This window comes from Streptococcus parasanguinis (assembly GCF_016648855.1).
Taxonomy (GTDB): domain Bacteria; phylum Bacillota; class Bacilli; order Lactobacillales; family Streptococcaceae; genus Streptococcus; species Streptococcus parasanguinis_L.
This window is the reverse complement of the sequence record NZ_JACLQU010000010.1, coordinates 33231-56013: the sequence shown is the minus strand read 5'-3', so window position 1 is coordinate 56013 and position 22783 is coordinate 33231. Positions and strand designations below refer to the sequence as shown.

At 39.5% G+C, this 22783-nt stretch carries 23 protein-coding genes; 4 read left to right on the top strand and 19 right to left on the bottom strand.

Translation table 11 applies throughout. The features are described 5' to 3' along the window. Window positions 1–206: 206 nt before the first annotated feature. Window positions 207–3002, bottom strand: coding sequence for a YhgE/Pip domain-containing protein (locus H7T92_RS07225; RefSeq protein WP_201037413.1), 2796 nt, complete (start codon window positions 3000–3002; stop codon window positions 207–209). A gap of 134 nt (window positions 3003–3136) precedes the next feature. On the opposite strand from H7T92_RS07225, the gene H7T92_RS07220 reads away from it, so the two are divergent. Continuing rightward, window positions 3137–3670: a TetR/AcrR family transcriptional regulator gene (locus H7T92_RS07220; RefSeq protein ID WP_003001962.1), complete on the top strand. Its 534-nt coding sequence runs from the start codon at window positions 3137–3139 to the stop codon at window positions 3668–3670. Window positions 3671–3859: 189 nt separating this feature from the next. Here the strand turns inward: H7T92_RS07220 and rpsD are convergent, their stop codons facing one another. The 13 genes from rpsD to apf all read right to left on the bottom strand — a co-directional run bounded on the left by rpsD (window position 3860) and on the right by apf (window position 16537). Then, window positions 3860–4471 carry a 30S ribosomal protein S4 gene (gene rpsD, locus H7T92_RS07215; RefSeq protein WP_003002210.1) on the bottom strand — a complete coding sequence of 204 codons (612 nt, stop codon included), beginning with the start codon at window positions 4469–4471 and terminating at the stop codon, window positions 3860–3862. A gap of 205 nt (window positions 4472–4676) precedes the next feature. Further along, window positions 4677–5408, bottom strand: a complete 732-nt coding sequence (locus H7T92_RS07210) for an ABC transporter ATP-binding protein (RefSeq protein WP_049471781.1) — start codon at window positions 5406–5408, stop codon at window positions 4677–4679. Then, complete coding sequence (locus H7T92_RS07205) at window positions 5401–6396, bottom strand: ABC transporter substrate-binding protein (RefSeq protein WP_049471780.1); 996 nt, start codon at window positions 6394–6396, stop codon at window positions 5401–5403. Before H7T92_RS07205 ends, H7T92_RS07210 begins: the two co-directional genes overlap by 8 nt. A 57-nt stretch (window positions 6397–6453) precedes the next feature. Continuing rightward, on the bottom strand, window positions 6454–7212 hold the full coding sequence (locus H7T92_RS07200; protein WP_049471779.1) for an ABC transporter permease: 759 nt from the start codon (window positions 7210–7212) through the stop codon (window positions 6454–6456). Between the two features lie 210 nt (window positions 7213–7422). Then, window positions 7423–7695 carry a Veg family protein gene (locus H7T92_RS07195; protein WP_003009183.1) on the bottom strand — a complete coding sequence of 91 codons (273 nt, stop codon included), beginning with the start codon at window positions 7693–7695 and terminating at the stop codon, window positions 7423–7425. A gap of 1 nt (window position 7696) precedes the next feature. Further along, window positions 7697–9055, bottom strand: a complete 1359-nt coding sequence (gene dnaB, locus H7T92_RS07190; RefSeq protein ID WP_023919973.1) for a replicative DNA helicase — start codon at window positions 9053–9055, stop codon at window positions 7697–7699. A gap of 25 nt (window positions 9056–9080) precedes the next feature. Continuing rightward, a complete protein-coding gene (gene rplI, locus H7T92_RS07185; RefSeq protein ID WP_023919974.1) occupies window positions 9081–9533 on the bottom strand; it encodes a 50S ribosomal protein L9 in 453 nt (150 codons plus the stop codon). Next, complete coding sequence (locus H7T92_RS07180; RefSeq protein ID WP_462217719.1) at window positions 9530–11506, bottom strand: GGDEF domain-containing protein; 1977 nt, start codon at window positions 11504–11506, stop codon at window positions 9530–9532. The genes rplI and H7T92_RS07180 overlap by 4 nt, the downstream gene beginning before the upstream one ends. 198 nt (window positions 11507–11704) lie before the next feature. Further along, complete coding sequence (gene mnmG, locus H7T92_RS07175; RefSeq protein WP_023919976.1) at window positions 11705–13615, bottom strand: tRNA uridine-5-carboxymethylaminomethyl(34) synthesis enzyme MnmG; 1911 nt, start codon at window positions 13613–13615, stop codon at window positions 11705–11707. A gap of 8 nt (window positions 13616–13623) precedes the next feature. Next, window positions 13624–14079 (bottom strand): NUDIX hydrolase, encoded by a 456-nt coding sequence (locus H7T92_RS07170; RefSeq protein ID WP_195327046.1) that lies wholly within the window; start codon window positions 14077–14079, stop codon window positions 13624–13626. A gap of 146 nt (window positions 14080–14225) precedes the next feature. Next, window positions 14226–14648, bottom strand: a complete 423-nt coding sequence (locus tag H7T92_RS07165; RefSeq protein WP_023919977.1) for an SseB family protein — start codon at window positions 14646–14648, stop codon at window positions 14226–14228. 21 nt (window positions 14649–14669) lie between these two features. Continuing rightward, window positions 14670–15791 carry a tRNA 2-thiouridine(34) synthase MnmA gene (gene mnmA / locus H7T92_RS07160; RefSeq protein ID WP_023919979.1) on the bottom strand — a complete coding sequence of 374 codons (1122 nt, stop codon included), beginning with the start codon at window positions 15789–15791 and terminating at the stop codon, window positions 14670–14672. 203 nt (window positions 15792–15994) lie between these two features. After that, entirely contained in the window at window positions 15995–16537 is a 543-nt protein-coding gene (gene apf, locus H7T92_RS07155) for an aggregation-promoting factor (protein ID WP_023919981.1), read from the bottom strand. A 228-nt stretch (window positions 16538–16765) separates the two neighbouring features. Here apf and sdaAB point away from each other — a divergent pair, with 228 nt between their 5' ends. The 3 genes from sdaAB to H7T92_RS07140 are packed head-to-tail and all read left to right on the top strand — an operon-like array spanning window position 16766 to window position 18950. Then, the gene (sdaAB, locus tag H7T92_RS07150) at window positions 16766–17437 is read left to right on the top strand and encodes an L-serine ammonia-lyase, iron-sulfur-dependent subunit beta (RefSeq protein ID WP_003002135.1); all 672 of its coding nucleotides are present in this window, start codon (window positions 16766–16768) and stop codon (window positions 17435–17437) included. Between the two features lie 9 nt (window positions 17438–17446). After that, entirely contained in the window at window positions 17447–18319 is an 873-nt protein-coding gene (sdaAA, locus tag H7T92_RS07145) for an L-serine ammonia-lyase, iron-sulfur-dependent, subunit alpha (RefSeq protein WP_045760056.1), read from the top strand. A gap of 1 nt (window position 18320) precedes the next feature. Next, the gene (locus H7T92_RS07140; protein WP_070505962.1) at window positions 18321–18950 is read left to right on the top strand and encodes an HAD hydrolase-like protein; all 630 of its coding nucleotides are present in this window, start codon (window positions 18321–18323) and stop codon (window positions 18948–18950) included. Between the two features lie 24 nt (window positions 18951–18974). Here H7T92_RS07140 and H7T92_RS07135 read toward each other — a convergent pair whose 3' ends face one another. The 5 genes from H7T92_RS07135 to pgsA all read right to left on the bottom strand — a co-directional run bounded on the left by H7T92_RS07135 (window position 18975) and on the right by pgsA (window position 22764). Beyond that, the gene (locus H7T92_RS07135; RefSeq protein ID WP_155168202.1) at window positions 18975–19625 is read right to left on the bottom strand and encodes a LysM peptidoglycan-binding domain-containing protein; all 651 of its coding nucleotides are present in this window, start codon (window positions 19623–19625) and stop codon (window positions 18975–18977) included. A gap of 157 nt (window positions 19626–19782) precedes the next feature. Then, the gene (locus H7T92_RS07130) at window positions 19783–20580 is read right to left on the bottom strand and encodes an energy-coupling factor transporter transmembrane component T family protein (protein WP_024054768.1); all 798 of its coding nucleotides are present in this window, start codon (window positions 20578–20580) and stop codon (window positions 19783–19785) included. Continuing rightward, window positions 20573–21415 (bottom strand): energy-coupling factor transporter ATPase, encoded by an 843-nt coding sequence (locus H7T92_RS07125; protein ID WP_201037411.1) that lies wholly within the window; start codon window positions 21413–21415, stop codon window positions 20573–20575. The genes H7T92_RS07130 and H7T92_RS07125 overlap by 8 nt, the downstream gene beginning before the upstream one ends. Next, on the bottom strand, window positions 21400–22224 hold the full coding sequence (locus H7T92_RS07120) for an energy-coupling factor ABC transporter ATP-binding protein (protein ID WP_003010767.1): 825 nt from the start codon (window positions 22222–22224) through the stop codon (window positions 21400–21402). Before H7T92_RS07120 ends, H7T92_RS07125 begins: the two co-directional genes overlap by 16 nt. Further along, window positions 22225–22764, bottom strand: coding sequence for a CDP-diacylglycerol--glycerol-3-phosphate 3-phosphatidyltransferase (gene pgsA, locus H7T92_RS07115; protein ID WP_201037410.1), 540 nt, complete (start codon window positions 22762–22764; stop codon window positions 22225–22227). Between the last annotated feature and the right edge of the window lie 19 nt (window positions 22765–22783).

The following is a 22783-nucleotide window of genomic DNA, read 5'->3' as shown; positions in this document are numbered from 1 at the left end:
TCGTTAGAATTCGATTTCGTCGTCCCACCTCCGCACAGTTGAGTAGGGCTGTAAAAGCTGATGAAATCAGCGTAGTAGAGCCCACTCAACCACTGCGTCTTGCTAGACAACCCAAAAACAATTGAGAGGCTAGGACTTTTGTCCCAGCCTTTTGTTTCACATGAAACAAAAAACTCCCAACACATTCTGTTGGGAGTTCCCGAAGATTAGTCCTCTTCATATTTTTTTGGATTATAGAACCACATTCCGAGGCCTGCAAAAAGAACAATAGTCATCAGAAGGAAGGCCACTTGATTTCCAATTTCTCCTGTCATCGAAATCGTTTGACGAAGACCAGAAACGGTATAACTCATTGGCAAGAATGGATGAATAGCTTGGAAAAATCCATTTGTCAAAGCAAGAGGATAAGTTCCTGCACTAGAAGCCAATTGCAAGAGCAAGAGGATCAAGGAAAGGAAAGCACCGACTTTTCTTTGCCATGTCGTTAAAGCTGTTACGATAGACATGAAAGATACACTACCAATCACACAAAGGAAGAGAGTAGCCATCTCATGATTAGCTGATAAACCAATCAAGTGAACGGCACCATAGACCAAGACTCCTGCAATCACCGCAATCGTTCCGTTGACCTCAAAGCGAGATTTAAACCATGCCCAGCGACTTTCAGGATGACGACCGGATGGTAATTTTGCAAAGATCATGTTGGTTGACAAGGCACAAACAAAGAGTGCTACAGAGATCATATAAGGAGCCATTCCGACACCATTCACCGGGACATTGTCACGGTCTGTTTTAGACAAAGTGACAGGATCTGCTAAGGTTTTAGCGTTTTCTTTTTCAGTTGTAGCCACATTCAATTGTCCCTTAGCATCGTTTAATCCTTGACTCAAGGTTTGGCTTCCTGTTGCTAATTCACCTAAACCATTTGTCAATGTTTGGCCACCTGCTGCTAATTTGCTGGACCCATCTGAGATTTGATTTGCACCGTCGGCTAGTTTATCAGCTCCGGTAACTAGTTGACCTGATTTTTCTGTCAACTGATTGACACCAGTGACAAGTTTATTGACACCACCTGCCAACTCTGGAGTCTTGCTGTTCAATTGTCCTACACCGTCAGCTAATTTTCCAGCACCAGCAACCAATTCACCCGACTTACCTGTTAATTGGGTCGCTCCTGAAGCCAGTTGATTCATGCCTGATGTCAAGGCAGGCATCTTCCCATTTAACTCACCTAGACCAGAAGCCAATTGATTGCTTCCTGCAAGTAATTCTGATGATTTACTATCTAGTTGACCAACACCTGCTGCTAACTGACTAGCCCCATTTGTTAAAGTACTGCTATTCGTCTGAAGTTGGGTTGCTCCATTAGCGATTTTATCGACACCAGCTGTATAAGCGCTGATCCCTTGACTGATGGTTTGACTAGCTGGCAACAATTGTCCACTAACTGCGGATTGGATCTTAGACAAGCCACTTGACAAGTCTGTCAAGGTAGAAGAAGCTGTCGGTAAAACTTGATTGGCTGCCGTTTGCAGTTGTGTCAAGCTATTTCCTGTATTCAAACTACCTTGGATCGTTTGAATCGTTGTCAAGATCCCTTGAGCCGCCGTTTCACTCGAGCTTGGGCTCGATGAGATTGCCGCATTGATTTCCGCTTGTTGGTCAGCTGTCATTGCTTGATAGGCTGCTGTCCCTTGCACACTTGCAAGGGCATTTGCACGATCCGCTTGGGCTGAAGCAAGGATTGATTGAGCTGAATTCGCAATACTCGTCAATCCAGACGAAAGTTGACTGGTATCTACCGTAGCATTTTGAATCGCTGCATTTAATTGGTTTAAACCTGCTGCCAATTGATCAATCTGAGCGGATTGACTTGTAGAAGCTTGTAGCTGGCTTGATAATGTTTGAATACCTGATTCTAATTGTGAAACCCCATTTCGAAGGGTAGCAGATTGACTACTTAATTGACCCGCTCCCTCTGATAAAGTAGCGACTCCATTTGTATAGGTTGCTAAACCATTTGAAAAGTTAGATAGGCCTGAATTCAATTGACGCACGCCATTGGTATAATTCCCAAGACCATCATTGAGGGTCCCCATACCGCTGGTTAATTGACCAACTCCTGAAGCCAACTGAGGGGTTTGACTCGCCATTTGATTGAGACCATTTCCTAATCGATCCACTCCGGTAGCATAAGCCATCAAGCCTGTATTAAAAGTACCAAACCCATTATTTAATTGATTGACGCCAGATACCAAGTTTGGAAGTTGACCAGCCATTTGATTGAGACCATTTCCTAATTGACCAACACCATCTGTATAAGCCGCTAGACCTGTACGAAGAGTAGTTGCACCATCTGAAAATGCTAAGCTTGAACGAGCCAATGTATTCAAATTAGTAGATAGTGTTTGACCACCATCTTCCAATTTACTTGCACCATCTGCTAATTTAGCACTTCCATCTGCCGCTGTCCCCATACCAGTTTTAAGCGATCCCATTTTGGAAAATAAAGCTGTTGTATACGTATTGGTCACTTTTTCAGCCACTGACTGCTTCATTTTTGTCATCGCAGTGTCGCTCATTTTCCCTGCGATAAAACTATGACCACTGGACGTTTGGTAATCAATGGTCATCTGTTCCGGATGATTGGTTAAGATGGAGCTAGCTTTTTTTGAAAGATCCTCAGGCAGGGTTACAATCATATAATAATCGCCATTTTTGAGACCATCTTTCGCAGCTTTCTCATCTACAAAATGAAAATCAAGTGAGTCATTGTCCTTCAAATTGGACACCATGTCTTTTCCGATTTCCATTTTTTGTCCATTATATGTAGCAGATTGATCCTTATTGACAACCGCTACAGGAAGATCCGAAACTTGGCCATATGGATCCCACATGGAAGATAGAAAAATAATATTATAAAGAGCTGGAATCAAAGCAACTCCAATCATGACAATGATAAATGTTGGCTTTTTAAGAATAGCCTTCCATTCTTTCATCATATTTTTTGTCTCCTTTTTATACACATTGTCTAAATTTCTGATATAATAGATTATACAGTTTCTAGAAATTTTCACAAGTAGGAAATCTTTATTTTTAGACACTGTGTATAATTTTGTGCAAAAAGGATTAACAGATGACTGAGAGCAATAAACGATTAAAAACAAAACGAAATATCGAGGAGGCGATGGTTCGACTACTCGAAAAGGAATCATTCGACCAAATCACGACGGTTGAGTTAGCACAAGAATCCGGCATTAGTCGCTCTAGCTTTTATACCCACTATCGAGACAAGTATGACATGATCGAGCGCTACCAACAAGCACTCTTTCACAAGCTTGAATATATCTTTGATAAACACCAAGATGACAAGCGCCAAGCGATTACAGAAGTGTTCGAATTTCTAACCAAGGAGCCACTCTTCGCGGTTCTTCTGACAGAGAATGGAACCAAGGAGATACAGACCTTCTTACGACATAAATTACAGATTCTTCTGGTTGATAGTTTGCAAGAGCGCTATAGTCATAAATCATTAACAGATATTGAAAGAGTCTACAGTTCTGTCTATCTGACCAATGCCTTCTTCGGAGTCTGTCAAATGTGGGTTTCTCGCGGAAAAAAAGAAAGCCCTCAACAAATGGCTGAATTTTTAATGAAAATGTTACGGTAACAGTCTCTCCTGATCGATCTAGATCAGGAGTTTTTTTATTAGCAGGTTTAGGTTTTAAGAAAACAAAAAACTGTCTCATTTAATGAAACAGCTTTAGAAAATTTGTAACTGAACAAACCCAGAAATCAACCCTTTAAGACAAAACAAAAAGCCCACTGTTGTAGGCTTTCTGTAAGGTATATCTTAAAATTAAAGCATTTTGTTGTAGAATTCAACGACAAGTGCTTCGTTGATTTCTGGGTTGATTTCATCGCGTTCTGGAAGGCGAGTCAATGAACCTTCAAGTTTGTCAGCATCGAATGATACAAATGCTGGACGTCCAACTGTAGCTTCAACAGCTTCAAGGATAGCTGGAACTTTAGCTGATTTTTCGCGAACTGAGATCACTTGACCTGGAGTTACACGGTATGAAGGGATATCAACGCGTTTTCCGTCAACAAGGATGTGACCGTGGTTAACGAATTGACGAGCTTGACGACGAGTAGTCGCAAGTCCAAGACGGTAAACAACGTTATCCAAACGACGTTCCAAAAGAAGCATGAAGTTGAAACCGACAGTTCCTTCTTTAACTTTAGTAGCTTGTACGAACAAGTTACGGAATTGTTTTTCACCAAGTCCGTAAGAGAAACGAAGTTTTTGTTTCTCAGCTAATTGCAAACCGTATTCTGACAATTTTGAACGGTTGTTTGGTCCGTGTTGACCTGGTACGTAGTTACGACGTGCCAATTCTTTACCTGTACCTGTAAGTGACAAGCCAAGACGGCGAGATTGTTTCCAAGATGGTCCTGTATAACGTGACATTTAAAATGTCCTCCTATAAAAATAATTTTTGTAGGAAATAACGTTTTAGACAAACCTGATTCGTTCAGAAAGCCTTCGCCCAAACAGCAAAGGTTACTTTTCTAGCTGACTTCCTGTTGACGAGCTTCATTTTGTCCTGCTGTCATTTCGCACAAATTCTATTCTATCACGGAATAGAAACTTTGTAAAGTCCTTCAAAACAATTTCAATGAAATTCAGACAATAATTCTATGATTCGTTTTTTATATTGCAATTGTTGCCAGTCTCTATCCGTTGCTGGATCCCATTTTAAAGGAAGATCTGCAATAATTTCACCGGGATTATGATTTAAGATATAGATCCGGTCACTCAATGTCAAAGCTTCTTCGATACTATGAGTGATCACTAGAGTGGTGAGACCAAGACGTTCCTTACTGTCTAGATACCAGTGATAAAGATCCTGCCTTGTCAATTCATCTAAGGCACTAAAAGCTTCATCTAATAGGAAGACAGAATGACCCAGAAGATAGGTTCTCAATAGCGCCACCCGTTGCCGCATCCCCCCACTCAGGGCATTGGGATAAAGGTTGGCGATACTTCCCAATTTAAATTCATCTAACAATTTTAGAGCTGTAGATGTCGCCTCTTCCTTAGGAATCTTTTTCAATTGAAGGGGAAGAATAATATTTCCCAATACTGTCTTATGTTCCAACAAAAGATCCTTTTGTAGCATATAGCTGACTTTCCCAAAGGAGATCGGAGCATTATCTACTTCTATGGTACCCTTTTGTAAGGGAAGGATCCCAGCAATTAAATTAAACAAGGTTGATTTCCCTACCCCACTCGGACCTAGAATAGAGACGATTTCTCCTTTTTGCACTTCTAGTGATACATTATTTAAAACTGCTTTATCTCCAAAAGAGAAACTTACATCTTTTACGGTTAAAATATCAGTCACCTACCAATTCGTTTGTGAAACCTTTGTCTTCTAAGTCATTTGAAACCAATCCTTGCTCTTTTGCCCAAGCATAAAAAGCATTCCACCGCTTAGGATCAAACTGCCCCCACTTGTCCTTGTCTGAAGCATATTGATTAGAAAGATATTTTTGGGAAGCGAGTACAAAATCACGCTGGTTAGCTAAGGCAGGGGCCTGTTTGATCAAGATATCCGCAGCTTCTTCTGGATGCTCTATAGCATATTGGTAGCCTTTTTTCACCGCTTGAATGAATTTTTTTGCTTCCTCTTTATGAGACTTCAAATAGTCATTGTTAGCAATAATAACAGGCGAATAGTAGTCAAATGCAGGAACAAAATCTTTCATATAGAAGAAATTGGTCTTCATTCCCTTTTGCTCAGCTAAAATTCCATCCCAACCGTGATAAATCCAAGCAGCATCAAAGACCTTATTTTCAATCGGAGTAATGGAATTTGAATCACTATTTGGAACCAATTTTACTTGATTAAAATCAGCCCCCTCTTTTTTCATCATCGATTTGATCATTTCCAACTCAATCGGATCATTCCAGGTACCATACTTCTTACCAACCAAATCTTTTGGACTTGTGATCGCTGCATCTTTTCTTGAAATAATCCCTGACGTATTGTGTTCGACGATAGCTGCAACAGCGGTAATCCCCGCACCTTTATCCAATTTCTTGGCCATAGAATCTTGGAAATAAATACCAAATGGAGCTTTCCCATTAATAATCAAATCAGAACTACTGTCTTCCGGCGGAAGTTTTATATCTACATCCAGTCCTGCATCTTTAAAATACCCTTTTTCCTTTGCTACATAGAGACCCGTATGATTGGTATTCGGGGTCCAATCTAGAATAAAATCAATCTTTTTCAAACTACTTGACGATTGCTTGACAGAATTTTGACAAGCACTCAAGAAAACAAATCCCAATATTATTGATAAAAATAAACCTATTGACTTTTTCATTAGCTATACCTCTTTTACATTTTTGTCAATTTAATTTTTACACCATTTACAAGTTTGTCAATCCTTTTTCCATTTCAGAATGGTTCGTTCTAATTGGTCAACGAGAAACATACCGAGTAAACTAATAGCAGAAATCAATACAATGATCGCAAACATCGTATCATACTGAAATAACTTCTTCGACTGGATCATATAGACCCCCAATCCATCAAAACCTCCTAACCATTCTGAAACTACCGTACTGATAAAAGCATAGGAAACGCTCACACGTAAACCTGCAAAAAAATAAGGAAGCGCTGCAGGAATTTTATAATGGACTAAAGTCTGAAAGCGATTGGCTTGCATAATCTGAAACAATCTCAGAATATCTTGATCGCAATGCCGAAAACCATCTAACAGACTGACTACGATGGGAAATACCACCGTAATAATGATCAAAACCAGTTTTGGAAGCATACCATAACCAAACCAAAGAACCAGGATAGGGGCCAAGGCAATCGTCGGAATGGTTTGAATAACAACCATAAAAGGATATACCAGATCATTCACCCATTGAAAACTATCCATGAGAATCGCAAAGCCAGCAGCAAGAAGAACCCCTATAACAAGTCCAATCAAGGCCACTTGAAGGGTAGACAAACTGTGATGAATCAGGAGAACTCGATCTCGTACAAAGGCATTCCCAATTTCAAGTGGCGTTGGTAATACAAATTTGGGGAGGATATTTAAAAATCCTGCTAACTGCCATAAGACAAGAAGACTGCTAAAACCTGCAAATCCTATCAATTGTTTTGAATATCTTTTTACAAGAGACATCGTAACCTCCTTTCTCACAAATAAAAAACGCCTCCAAAATAGGAGACGGATTGCACAAGGTCACTCATAACGAAAAATACATTTCATTTGTTTCCTACGCTGGCATTACCCAGATCAGGTGCGGTCGAAGCTTACACTTCCTCTCAGACTGTACACAGACTCCCATATGTATTTATTATAATAACTGATTTAGACGATAAAAGCAAGGAATTAATCCAAATAACGAATTAAATTCTTCTCTGTCAAAATATCTGAATAGGTGTAAGACTCCACGTAGGTATTAGCTGGTTCACCTGGTAAACTATTGTCGTTCGTATACTCGATAATAAATAAAGAAGGATAGACCTCAATCAAGCGTCCAAATTTATTTTTTTGACGTTTCCGTCCATTTTCAAGTGTCATTTCAACCACTTGTCCTTCATGAGCCTTGATCTCTTCCTTAATTTTTTTCATTTTTGCAACATCTGTAAATGCATCACTCATCTTATTGATCCTCTCTCTTTGAAATACTTGAGAATTTATTGTATTCCTTTTGGAATATTAATTCGACTGTCCCACGCGCACCTGAACGGTTTTTCTCAATAATCACTTCAACCGTATTATTGGGCATTCCATCTTCTTCCTCTTCACCAGCTCGATCATAATAATCATCACGGTACAAGAAAGCAACAATATCCGCATCCTGCTCAATCGATCCAGATTCACGAATATCAGAAAGAACAGGACGTTTGTCTTGGCGCTGTTCCACACCACGTGATAGCTGACTCAAAGCAATAACGGGAACTTTTAGTTCCTTCGCCAAAATCTTTAACTGACGAGAAATTTCTGAAACTTCCTGTTGACGGTTTTCTCTTCCAGTTCCTGTAATCAGCTGCAGGTAGTCAATCAGAATAAGACCGAGATTGCCTGTTTCCTGCGCTAATTTTCTTGCTCTCGAACGAATCTCAGTGATCCGAATTCCTGGGGTATCATCGATGTAAATACTCGCATTGGCCAAATTTCCTTGAGCAATGGCATATTTCCGCCACTCTTCATCCGTCAATTGACCTGTACGAATCGAATGGGATTCAATCAAGCCTTCAGCTGCTAACATCCGGTCAACCAAACTTTCAGCACCCATTTCTAATGAGAAAATAGCCACTGTCTTATCCAACTTTGTCCCGATATTTTGAGCAATATTTAGAGCAAAGGCTGTTTTCCCTACTGCAGGACGAGCCGCTAAAATAATCAATTCTTCCTCATGTAGCCCTGTCGTCATATGGTCCAAATCGCGATAGCCTGTCGCAATACCCGTAACATCAGAGGTTTGAAGCGAGCGGGCTTCCAAGCTACCAAAATTTATATTCAAGATGTCTCGAATATTTTTAAATCCACTACGATTTGCGTTTTCACTAACATCAATCAGAGCTTTTTCAGCACCCGCAATGATTTCATCTGAAGGACTTGCACCATCATAAGCTTGATTAATACTTTCCGTTAATCGAGAGATCAATCGACGTAAAACAGCTTTTTCGGCAACAATTTTCGCGTAATACTCTGCGTTAGCTGAAGTTGGTACCGAATTAATGACTTCTACCAAATAGGAGAGACCGCCAATATTTTGGAGATCCCCCTGACTATCTAAAATATTTCGAACAGTCGTCGCATCAATCGCATCCCCGCGGTCAGCTAGATCGATCATGGCTTTAAAAATCAAACGGTGCGAGTACTTAAAGAAATCGCCAGGCTCGATATATTCACGAACAAAGACCAATTTCCCCTCATCAATAAAAATGGCTCCCAACACTGATTGTTCAGCTTGGATATCTTGAGGTTGTGTTCGTAATTCCTCTATCTCAGCCATAAAAAAACCTTTCTATCGATCGTGTTTACCCTTCGTTTACACGAATATTAATCACACCTGTAACATCTTGATAAATTTTTACAGGGACGTCAATCAAACCTGTTGAACGAATTGGAGTGGAAACTTGGATATGACGTTTATCAATCTTAATGCCAAATTGTTTCTCAAGTTCTTCTGCAATCTTTTTATTGGTAATAGAGCCGAAAGTACGGCCATCTGGCCCAATTTTTTCAGTGAATTGAACAACAGTTGCTTCTTCTTCTAATTTTGCTTTAATCTTTTGCGCTTCCGCTAACAATTCAGCATGCGCTTTTTCTTCTGACTTTTGCTTTCCACGAAGTTCACCGATTGCTTGGGCATTGGCTTCTTTCGCAAGATTTTTCTTGATCAAAAAGTTTTGTGCATAACCAGTAGGTACTTCTTTAATTTCGCCTTTTTTACCTTTACCTTTTACATCCGCTAAGAAAATAACTTTCATTCTACATTCTCCTTTTCAATAGTTACTTCGTTTTCAATAGTCTCAATCAGTTGTTGACGAATACTCATCAAATCTTGACCCTCAATTTGAGAGGCTGCCGAGTTGAAATGACCTCCTCCGCCAAGCTGTTCCATGATACGCTGTACATTGACTTTGCTTCGACTTCGTGCAGAAATCGAGACAGTCCCACTTTGATTACAAGCAATGACAAAGGTTGCTTCCACCTCAGACATGGCCAGCATACTATCAGCTGCTTTACTAATAGTTACTGAATCATAGGCTTTAGTCGTATTGGCACAAGCTACGATGATATGCGGCAAAATCTTTTCACCAGTCAAGATCAGTTCGTTCACTTCGCGGTACTCATCAAACTGAATCGCAGAGATCTCCTGGATGGTTACACTATCACTACCTCTTGAACGAAGGTAACTCGCCACATCAAAGGTCCGACTCGTAACACGTGCGGAGAAGTTCTTAGTATCCAGCATAATCCCAGCCATCAAGACACTAGCTTGAATCTTCGTTAACCGATTTTTCTTCGACTTCTGGAACTGAATAAGTTCACTAACCAATTCGCTCGCACTACTTGCTCCACTTTCAATATAGGTGATCAGAACATTTTCAGGGAAATCATCATCCCGACGGTGATGGTCAATGACAATAATCTGTTGAAATTCCTGATAAAACTCTTTTGAAAGAGTCAAGGCCGTCTTAGAATGGTCAACCATAATTAACAAAGAGCGATCCGTCACCATTTGCATGGCTTCCTCTAGGGGAAGGATTTTCGTCACCTGCTCTTCTTCTAGTTTCGCAATCGCTCTTGAAATATCACTAGCCATTGCATGCGGGTCATAGACCACATAAGAGGAGGCCAAAATATTGCTAGAGAAAAACTGCATTCCCACAGACGCTCCTAAAGCATCCATATCCAAGTTTCTATGTCCAACAATGAAGACTTGATCAACGGATTTAATTTTATCCGAAATAGCTGTCATCATAGCGCGTGTGCGAGTCCGAGTCCGCTTCACAGCTGAAGCTGTTCCACCACCAAAGAAAATAGGGTTTTTCTGTTCATCATTTTCTTTGACTACTGCTTGATCCCCACCACGAACTTCCGCAAGGTTCAGGTTCAAGAGAGCTACTTTACCTATTTCATCATGCTCTCCATCACCATACGAGAATCCCATACTTAGGGTAATTGGAAGTTCACGATTTTTTGCCTCTTCTCGGAATTTATCGATGACTGAAAACTTCGATTCCATCAATTGTTCCAAGACCGTGTAATCTGTAAACAAATAGAAACGGTCCATTCCCACACGTCTGTAAAACATATGGTAGCGAGCTGTAAACTCTTCTACAAAGTTGGCAATAAAACTATTGATATTGCTAATATCAGAGTCTGAAATGACATCTTCCAGATCATCATAATTATCAACAGAGATAATACCGATAACAGGACGAGTTGTCACCAAGCCAACTGTTGCCTCATACTCACTAGATACATCAAAAAAGTAAACAACACTAGCTGTCTGATCAAAGTAAACAGAATATTTCTTATCGGCTACCGTGACATAATGACCTTTATCCTCAAACAAAGTATTGAGTAATTTTTTCAATGATTCAACATCAAAGTCCCCATCATCTGTTGAAAAAATCAATTCAGCATAAGGGTTGAACCACTCTACTTCATTTGATTCTTCATTAATCTTGATAACTCCAACAGGCATTTTATCAAGGAGGGATGCTAATCCGCTTTCTGCCTGATGGTTAACATATTGTATTTGTTCTAATTCATCTAACTCTGAAATTTGTAACTGGTATTCAAATAAAGCAATCAATCCAGCTAAGACTAAAAAAATTGCAATGAGAGTTACATAGCCTTTGCCAAAGATTCTTAAAAAAATTGCTAAAATTGCAAATGAAATAAAACCAATTAACACATAATGGATGAACGATAAACGAAATTTTTTCATCATAAACCTCTTCTCGGAATTATACCATAAATAGAGGTAAAAAGCGAGGTTTCTCTCTATATTACAGAGAAAATCGACCAGCAAAAAGCTCTTCCTCCACTTCACTACTTTGTAAACAAGGTTTACAACTGTGTAAACAGCAACAACAGATTTCAATCCATAAAATTGAGGCTGAAACATCATCTCAGCCCCATTTGATTAGTGGTTTGCTTTGTTTTTGGAGATACTCCGAGATTTACCTTCCAAGTAAACCATTAAAATAGAGATATCCGCTGGATTGACACCTGAGATACGACTTGCTTGACCAATCGTTTCTGGATTAATTAATTTAAATTTTTGACGCGCTTCGGTTGCAATAGAGTCAATATCATCCCAGTCAATATTCGCAGGAATTCGTTTTTCTTCCATACGCTTCATTTTTTCGACTTGGTCCATTGCTTTTGAGATATAGCCTTCGTATTTAATTTCAGTTTCAATCAATTCAATGATTTTATCATCCAGTTCTTCAGCTGCAGGACCGATAAATTCTACCACATCTTGGTAAGAGACTTCTGGTCTTCGCAAGAATTCTTTAGCAGTGACAGCATCTGTCAATGGTTTAAAGCCCATTGCAGCAACCTTCTCATTGGTTTCCTTTACAGGCTTTAACTTAATGCTATCCAAACGCTTCATCTCGTTTTCAAACTGATACTTCTTGGTTTCGAAACGTTGCCAACGTTCATCATCTACCAATCCAATTGCTCGTCCCATTTCTGTCAAGCGCATATCGGCATTATCATGACGCAAAATCAGACGGTATTCTGCACGGCTTGTTAACAAACGATACGGTTCGATCGTTCCCTTTGTTACCAAGTCATCGATCATGACCCCAATATAACCATCACTGCGTTTCAAAATGAGTTCTGGTTTTCCTTGGATTTTTAGAGCCGCATTGATCCCTGCAATAATCCCTTGACCAGCAGCCTCCTCATAGCCAGACGTTCCATTGGTTTGGCCAGCTGTAAAGAGACCTGAAATTTTCTTAGTTTCCAAAGTTGAGCGCAATTGATGAGGCAAAACCATATCATACTCAATTGCATAACCCGTTCGCATCATTTCTGCCTTCTCAAGTCCCTTAATAGAATGGACGAGATCCCGTTGAACATCCTCTGGTAAACTCGTTGACAGCCCTTGAACATAGACTTCTTCTGTATTTCGTCCCTCAGGTTCTAAAAATAGTTGATGACGCTCTTTGTCAGCAAAACGGACAATTTTATCCTCAATGGACGGACAATAGCGAGGACCTACTCCCTTTACAACCCCTGTAAACATAGGTGCCCGGTGTAAATTATTTTGGATAATCTCATGGCTATGCCCATTCGTATAAGTTAACCAACAAGGAACCTGATCCTTTACATAATCTTCATCACGCGATGTATAAGAAAAATGATTTGGAGCTTTATCTCCGGGTTGAATTTCCGTTTCGTCATAATTAATTGACGACGCCTTTACACGAGGTGGCGTCCCTGTTTTGAAACGTCCAATTTCTAATCCTAGCTGTTTGAGATTATCGGCCAAATTGATAGAAGCTAGACTATGATTAGGTCCTGACGAATACTTGAGATCTCCAATGATAATTTCTCCGCGTAAAGCTGTCCCAGTAGTGACAATAACAGCCTTTGCTCCATATTCTTGGTGAGTTGCAGTCCTTACACCAACAACCTTACCATTCTCCACCAAAATCTCATCAATCATAGTTTGGCGAAGAGTTAAATTTTCTTGATTTTCAACCGTTTTCCGCATTTCTTTTGAGTAAAGTTCTTTGTCTGCTTGAGCCCGAAGTGCACGAACCGCAGGACCTTTACCAGTATTGAGCATTTTCATTTGGATGTAGGTCTTGTCGATATTCTTCGCCATTTCTCCACCGAGGGCATCGACTTCACGCACGACAATCCCCTTAGCGGAACCACCAATAGAGGGATTACAAGGCATAAAAGCCAGCATTTCAATGTTAATAGTCGCAAGTAAGACCTTACAACCCATACGGCTAGCAGCTAGGGAGGCTTCTACCCCCGCATGTCCCGCACCGATTACAATGATATCGTATTCTTCAATAAAATTATAAGTCATTTTTTCTCCTATTTCTCAAGATGGATGTGTCGTAATTTTCCGTCCCATTCTGGTAGGGCTGATTTTAAAAAGGCCGGTTTCAGGTCAACAGTGTGTAAATCATCGAAAGCAATCCAACGGCAAGGTAATTGCTTGGTATCTTCCTGCATGACCAAAGGTGCATCTTCTAGCAAGTCCACCAAATAATGAAATTCAATGTTATGGTAGTGGATTCCAGCTTGTTCAAAGTGATTTTCAACCACGAAAGCTAACGGACCTGCTGTAGATGTGACACCAAGTTCCTCTTTGACTTCCCGAACTACAGCATCCTCTGTAGTTTCATTGACTTGAATAGCACCTCCGATTGTATAACAGCCGTCCTCATCTTCTATGACGAACAAGCGATTATCTTTTACAATCAAAGCAGTCGCCCTCACACCAAAAACAGTAGAACCTATTTTCGTTCGAAAATCCTGTTGCCTCATTTTACTTCCTTTCGAAATCACACAAAAATAGTCAAAACTCTGAGAAGTGCAGGACAAAAAAGCCTGCAACATCCATGAGCTTTGACCATCATTTCTATTGCTTTTATTATTGTAGCAAATTGAGAAAATTTGTCAATTTAAATATACTAACACTGACGGATTGCTTCAAAAACTCCTTTGTCAATCTCAACTGGATCAGAGAATGCATCTAGAACAATCCCTCTCACTGGAAACTTTCCTATCCTTTCTGCAGTAAATAAACAGTCCGTAAAAGGTATTTGCAGCCAAGAAAAACGATCGTAATAATCTTTAGGAATATCCTGTTCCGTCAAGAAACAAGGATAAAAGTAGTCGTCTCCCTTTCGTAGAATATCCGGTTTTAGACGAACACCTTCTTGTTCATCACTCCCATCCATTAAAGAAGCATTAAAGGGAACCCAAACTTTAGATTGCTTCAATTCCTTGAACAAAGCTTCAATTGACTCCGTCGTTTTTTCCCTCAAATATTGTTTCTTATAATCAGAGATAGTCTTTGTATTCTCTATTTTTTTCTTAAAGAACTGAAACACTTTCGTTCCTCCTAGAAAATTCTAAATATACTGACAAACTTTTCCATCCCGATAAGCATTGTCAATCAAGCCACCGCCTAGACATTCTTCACCGTCGTAAAAGACAACAGCTTGTCCTGGTGTAATGGCTCGTTGAGGTTCTGCGAAAATCACTTCTGCCTTGTCACCTTTAACGTGTACAGTCACCTTAGAGTCAGGCTGACGATAGCGGAACTTAGCTGTACACTCTAATGTAAACTCTTCTGGCATATCTCGTGTAAAGTGAACTTGACTAGCCTGTAAACTTGTTGACATCAATGCTTCATGATAGAAGCCTTGACCGACATAAAGAATATTTTGACTGAGGTCTTTCCCAACTACAAACCATGGAGCATTGTCTCCACCTTGTTGGCCACCAATTCCAAGTCCACCCCGTTGACCGATTGTGTAATACATCAAACCAGCATGTTCACCCATATCTCGTCCATCGATGGTCATCATTCGACCTGGTTGGGCAGGAAGGTAGTTCCCTAGAAACTCTTTGAAATTCTTTTCTCCGATAAAGCAAATTCCAGTTGAGTCTTTCTTTTTAGCTGTTGCCAATCCAGCTTCTTCAGCTAGACGGCGAACCTCAGGCTTTTCCAAATGTCCCAATGGGAACATGGTTTTTTGAAGTTGTTCTTGTGACAGTTGGCTTAAGAAATAAGTTTGATCCTTCCCGTTGTCAACGCCACGTAACATATGGACAATGCCATCCTCATCACGCGCCACGCGCGCATAGTGCCCTGTCGCAACATAATCTGCACCGAGTGTCATAGCATAATCTAAAAAGGCCTTAAATTTGATTTCCTTATTACACATGACATCCGGATTTGGTGTTCGACCAGCTCGGTATTCAGCAAGGAAATATTCAAAGACACGATCCCAGTATTCTTTCTCAAAGTTGACAGAATAGTAAGGAATGCCAATTTGGTCTGCAACCGCTGCTACATCTTTGTAATCTTCTGTAGCTGTACAGACGCCATTTTCGTCTGTGTCGTCCCAGTTTTTCATGAAGATGCCGATGACATCGTAACCCTGTTGTTTTAATAATAAAGCTGTTACAGATGAATCCACACCACCACTCATACCAACAACAACACGTGTTTTCGAGTTATCACTCATAGATTTCTCCCATCTTTTCGTTTCTCACGATTGAAGGTCGTGGTTTGCTTCAACGATTGAAGGTCGTTTTGAGCAGTTACCATTTTAACACGCTTTATATTAGAAAACAAGCATCTTACTATTCTTTTGTTGATCAGGATCGATGGGTTTACAGGCCTGTAAATATAAAAAGAGTCCTATTCAAGAACTCTTTTCATACGAATTTAATACCAGCCATTTGCCAACCAGAAATTTTTAGCTGCTGACCATGATCCATAACGGCTGACAACATATTGATTGGCCACTTTTTCTTGGTTTGCAGGTGATAAATCACCATTCAAATAAGTGATAGTCAATTGGTAACGGCCATAATATTGGCCATTTTGTGCTGTATAACTACCACTTGACTCTTTTTGGGCAATCCATTCCTTAGCAGCTGCATCCTCCGCACTCAAGCCATCTGAAGCAGAGACAGTAGTTGTTGCTTGTGTAGTATCAGTTTTACTAGCAGGAGCTTGCTCCGTGGTTTTCTGCGTTGTATTTGCATCTTCAATCTCAAGAACTTGACCAACTGAGATGAGATTCACGTTACTAATCTTATTTTTCTTAGCAATTGCATCAACCGTTGTGTTCTTCTCTTTAGCAATAGCTGATAAAGTATCACCTGATTTTACAGTATAAGAATCTGCATTCGCTACAATTGGAAGGAAAAGTCCTGCAAGTAAACTAAGTCCAATCATTCGTTTCATCATTTGTTTTTTATTCATTATTATGTACTCCTTTATTGGTATACCTCTATACTACACAAGAAATATTTCATATTTATTGAAATAATGTGTCAAATATTTCAGTCAGATGTTAGAAATACTAAAAATCCAGGATAATATAAATGCTTTAAGCCCCCTTTAAGATTTCTCAGATATTTCGGGAAAAATATAAGAAATCATCAGCCATATCTGATATAATGAAGTAAAGTGATCACAAAGGAGCAGAGCATGAACTCTTTAAAATTCCAATCAGTTTTTGATATTATTGGACCTGTAATGATCGGCCCATCCAGTAGTCACACTGCAGGTGCTGTTCGAATTGGTAAAATTGTTTCTTCTATCTTTGGAGAGGAGCCAAAAGAAGTTGAGTTCCAATTATTTAATTCCTTCGCCAAAACCTATCGTGGTCATGGAACAGATTTAGCCTTAGTAGCGGGCATCTTAGGAATGGACACAGATGATCCTAGAATCCCAGATAGTCTAAAAATTGCACATGAACGAGGCATTCGGATTGTTTGGTCTATTCAAAAAGAAAGCAATGCTCCTCACCCAAACACAACGACTATTACTGTTAAAAATGATCATAAAACGATTTCTGTCACCGGAATCTCAATTGGTGGTGGGAACATACAAGTTACTGAGTTAAATGGCTTTGCTATCTCGCTAAATATGAATACTCCAACCATTATCATTGTTCACCAGGACGTCCCTGGAATGATCGCCCATGTGACAGAAGCTCTTTCTCGCTATGATATTAACATTGCACAAATGAATGTGACGCGGGAAAAAGCTGGAGAAAAAGCGATTATGATTATAGAAGTTGACTCAAGGAGTTGTGAAGCAGCGATCGAAGATATCCGTAAAATTCCTCATCTTCATAATGTCAACTTTTTCAAATAAGGAGTTCATATGTTTTATTCAATTGTAGACCTCGTAGAACAAGCAAGCACGCAATACCAAGGAAACGTCGCAGAGTTAATGATTGCAACTGAATTTGAACTAACTGGTCGTGAACGAGAAGAAGTCCTACGATTAATGACCCGTAATTTAGAAGTGATGATTGATTCTGTAAAGTTAGGGTTAAATGAAAACCACTCTCGTAGTGGGTTAACTGGTGGGGATGCCGCAAAATTAGATCGCTATATCAAATCAGGGAAAACGTTATCTGACTTGACCGTCCTAACCGCAGCGAAGAATGCTATTGCTGTCAACGAACACAATGCTAAAATGGGACTGGTCTGTGCAACACCCACTGCAGGATCTGCTGGCTGCCTTCCCGCAGTTCTCACTGCTGCAACTCAAAAATTAGGGTTAAACCGTCAGCAACAATTAGATTTTCTACTGACAGCTGGGGCTTTTGGTTTAGTGATCGCAAATAATGCTTCTATTTCAGGTGCAGAAGGTGGTTGTCAAGCAGAAGTTGGTTCTGCTTCAGCTATGAGTGCGGCAGCATTGACACTAGCTGCTGGAGGAACTCCTTATCAAGCGAGTCAGGCAGTCTGTTTTGTTATCAAAAACATGCTTGGCCTCATTTGTGATCCAGTAGCAGGACTCGTAGAAGTTCCATGTGTCAAACGAAACGCAATGGGAGCCAGCTATGCCTTCATTGCTGCTGATATGGCCTTAGCAGGTATTGAATCAAAAATACCTGTGGATGAAGTTATTGACGCCATGTACCAAGTTGGTTCTAGTCTTCCGACTGCCTTTAGAGAAACAGCTGAAGGAGGATTGGCAGCAACACCGACCGGACGTAGATTACAAAAAGAGATATTTGGAGAATAACATGCAAGCCTTATTTTTTGATTTAGATGGAACATTAGTTGACAGTTCCAAGGGAATTACAGAGAGCTTTCAACATACATTCGATACTTTGAAGGTTCCTCAACCCGATCTCAAAACCATCCGTAGTTTTATGGGACCACCTTTGATTTCTAGTTTTGAAGCTACTCTTCCTGAAGCTTTGGTAGATCAAGCAGTGACGATCTATCGCCAGTATTATCATGAAAAAGGTCAATACAAATCAACTCTGTTTCCTCAGATAGTAGAAGCTTTGAAAGCATTACAAGACGAAAACATTCCTCTTTATGTAACCACTTCAAAACATGAACCAGTTGCTTTACAGATGTGTCAAGATTTAGGTATCGCTAAATACTTTAAAGGAATTTATGGATCAAATTCAGATCGTATCCACAAAGCCGATGTCATTCGATACGCCTTGTCAAGCAATGACCTTCCAAAAGAGGAGACAGTGATTATTGGGGACACAAAATTTGACCTCATTGGAGGTCAAGCAGTTGGTATAAAAACCATGGCAGTCACTTGGGGATTTGGAGATCTTGAAGAGCTACTTCTTTACTCACCAGATTTTATTTGTCACTCTCCACTTGATATTCTTGAGACATTAAAAAAATAGGTTTACAAATTGTAAACCTATTTTTTAATAACCCCAAGCTGATAAACCTTGTGAGCTATATGCATTGTATGCAGACTGGATTTGATCATCAACTGTTGCAGTTGAACCCCAACCTGGCATTGTTTGGAACAACCCACTAGCACCAGAAGCATTTGCTGCATTTACTTGACCATTTGATTCACGGGCAATAATTGCTTCCCAAGTAGAAGCAGGTACGCCAGTCATTTCAGCCATACGAGCAGCTGCATAAGATCCTTGTTCTCCAGCAGTATTCCCATTTGATAGAACAATTCCACCATTTGTTGATTGTGCAGAAGTCACTGCAGCATTTGCTGCATAAGTTGTTTGTTTTTGAGCAGTTTGTGCTGTTGCAGTTGCTGTAGGTGCACTTTCAGCAGGTTTTGCTTGCTCTTGTGGAGCAACTTTATCAATCATAGATTTTGAACGCTCACCTAACTCAATAATTTGTCCTGCATAGATCAAATCTTCATTGGTCAGATTGTTAGATGCAATAATATTTTCTACTGAAGTGTTATTTTCTAGTGCAATTTTTGATAGAGTATCTCCAGACTTCACTTCGTAAGTTTCAGCATTCACTGTAGCAATACCAGAAATGAAAAGTGATGCTGCTGAAAGTAGGGAAGTGACTGTCCATTGGAACTTTTTACTGTTCATGAATTCTATTCTCCTTTCGAACATAATTCTATCATACACACAAAATGTTACAGTTTATTGTAGAATATATTACAAATGTTACAAGAATATGTGAATTTAATGTAAAAAGCGCTTTGTATAGCGCTTTTTCCTTATTTTTGAACCAATACAACTAGCTCTATCCATTTTTTAGATAAAAAACTATCAACATGAGACACAGAATAACGAGCAATGCTAGGGTATCTTTTACTCCCCACTGCAGAGTCCGATAGCGTGTTCGTCCCTCACCGCCTTTGTACCCTCTCGCTTCCATCGCAATTGCTAATGCATCTGCGCGTTTAAAACTAGAAGCAAATAGAGGAATGAGGATCGGAATAAAGGAACGGATCCTTTTTAATAGATTTCCTTCACCAAAATCAACACCACGCGCCCTTTGCGCATTCATGATTCGATTCGTATCATCTACTAAGGTTGGAACAAAGCGCAAACTCATAGATAGCATTAACCCAATCTCATGAGCCGGAACCTTAATAATTTTTAGTGGTGTAAGGATCTTTTCAACAGCATCTGCTAAACTCAATGGTGTCGTCGTCACTGTTAAAATCGTCGAATAAAAAATAATTAAAATAAATCTACAAAATATGATGGCGGCTTGCATCAATCCTTGGTCGGTTAATTTAAAAAACCACCATTGATACAAAATAGTTCCTTGAGAGGTCGCAAATAATTGAAAAATAGTTGTAAAAGCAATGATAAAAATCATTGATTTTAAGCCTTTAATATAAAAACTAACCGAAATCCTCGTTAGATACATTAAAACAAAAATAAAACCAAAGAGAAGAACATTTGTCTGGATATTATTTGCCCAAAACAGAAGAAATATGAATAAAAACATTGAGAGCAACTTCCCACGAGGATCTAGTTGGTGGATAATGGAGTTTCCAGGAATATACCTTCCCAAAATCATATTATTCATGAAGTAACAGCTCCTTTAGTTCCTCAATTTTGATTGGTAGTCTGTCCAGAGGAAGTCCTCTTCGTTTCAATTGAAGAGCAAAATTCGTAATTTGTGGGACTCCTAATTGAAGTTTTTGTAAATACTCAACCTGTTGAAACACTTCCCTTGGGGATCCGTTTAGGACAAGTTTTCCCGCTTCTAAAGCAAATACAGTATCAGCAAAATTTGCTACATCATCCATCGTATGAGTTACCAGAACTAGGGTCATCCCATTTTTATGTAATGTCTCAAACAGTGCCATCAATTCCTTTCTTCCAGCAGGATCTAGCCCTGCTGTCGGCTCGTCCAATACTAAAATCTCTGGTTCGATAGCTAAAATACCCGCGATCGCAACTCGCCTCATTTGTCCACCAGATAGTTCAAATGGACTTTTATCATAGATAGACTCTTCTAAACCAACGATCGCTAATTTTTCTTTGGCTATTTCCTCCGCTTTGTCCTTAGGTACCCCAAAATTCTGTGGTCCAAAGGCTACATCAGCTAGAACGGTTTCCGCAAATAGCTGACTTTCTGGAAATTGAAAAACCAAACCGACTTTTTTTCTCAGGTACTTCATTTCTTTTGGCTCAGAATGATTATCTAAAACAAAATCTTCAAATTGAATCGTTCCTGTAGTCGGACGCAGTAAACCATTTAGTAATTGCAACAAAGTAGACTTGCCACTACCAGTATGCCCGATGATGGCTGTATAAGATCCATTTTTTATTTCCAAACTAATATCAGAAAGCGCCTGCCCTTCAAAAGGACTTCCCTCTTGATAAGTATAATAGACATTCTTTAAAGAGATTCCCATAGTTGGTCTAATAACTCACTTTCTGTTAGATAATCCTGTTTTAGCGGAAAATGTGAGCTGAGAGATTCTTGAACCTGCTTACTAAAAGGCTTATCTAATCCAATCTCATTCAGATCATTTCTTGAAAACAATTCCCGCGGTGTCATAGAAGACTCTAGTTTTCCTTTTTGAAAGACGAGTGTTCGATCACTTAAGGCAATTTCGGTTAAATCATGGGTAATAGAAATAATTGTTAATTGAAACTTTTTCTGAAGTTCTCTCATTACCGCCATTAGATCCTCTCTACCTTCTGGATCTAACATACTAGTTGCTTCATCAAGGATAATAATAGTTGGTCTCAAGGCGATAATACCTGCTATGGCCACCCGTTGCTTTTGACCACCTGACAAACGAGATGGTTCGCGATCTTTAAACTCCAGCATACCGACTTGCTCAATAGCCTTCTCCACACGTTGAAGCATTTCTTCCCGTGGAATTCCTTGATTTTCTAAACCAAAGGCAACATCATCTTCTACTGTCGCACCAACAAATTGGTTGTCAGGATTCTGAAATACAATCCCAATTTTACTACGGATTTCCCATATGGTTTCACGAGTCAGTTGTTTTCCATCAACGTAAATCTCACCAGACTCAGCTTCCAAAAGGCCATCAATCAGGCGTACAACTGTAGATTTCCCACTACCATTGTGTCCAACAATCGAAAGCCACTCTCCTTGTTTCACGTGAAACGAAACCGTGTCAATTTGATACTCTTCTACTGTTTTATCGTATCGAAAGGATACATTTTTTAGCTCAATCATCTGTTTCATTTATTTAAATGTGTCTTTAAAGAGATAGCTACTTCCCTTAAAGTAGTCGTAACCAGAATAAATTGTGAAAATCAATGCAATATAAAGCAACACTTGCCCCGGAAGTGTCCAATGGCAAAGCAAAAAGATAATGGCAAACATTTGGCTAAAGGTTTTAATTTTTCCTGGCATGGCTGCAGCAAGAACTGTACCACCTGTCTCAACAAGTAGAAGACGCAAACCAGTAACAGCTAACTCACGACAAATGATAACGGCTGCAATCCAAGCAGGAACCATTTTTAATTCAATCATCATGATAAAGGCTGACATGACCAATAATTTATCTGCCATTGGATCGGCAAATTTACCAAAATTACTAACTACATTCCATTTTCGTGCAAGAAAGCCATCTAAATAATCTGTAATACTAGCAATTGCAAAAATAACTGCCGCTACAATATGTCCTAAGTAAGAGTGACTTAAACTTAAAATGGCAATAAAAATAGGAATCATCACAACCCGAAATAATGTCAATGCATTAGGAATATTTTCTTTTTTCATACTTCCTCCAAAAAATAAA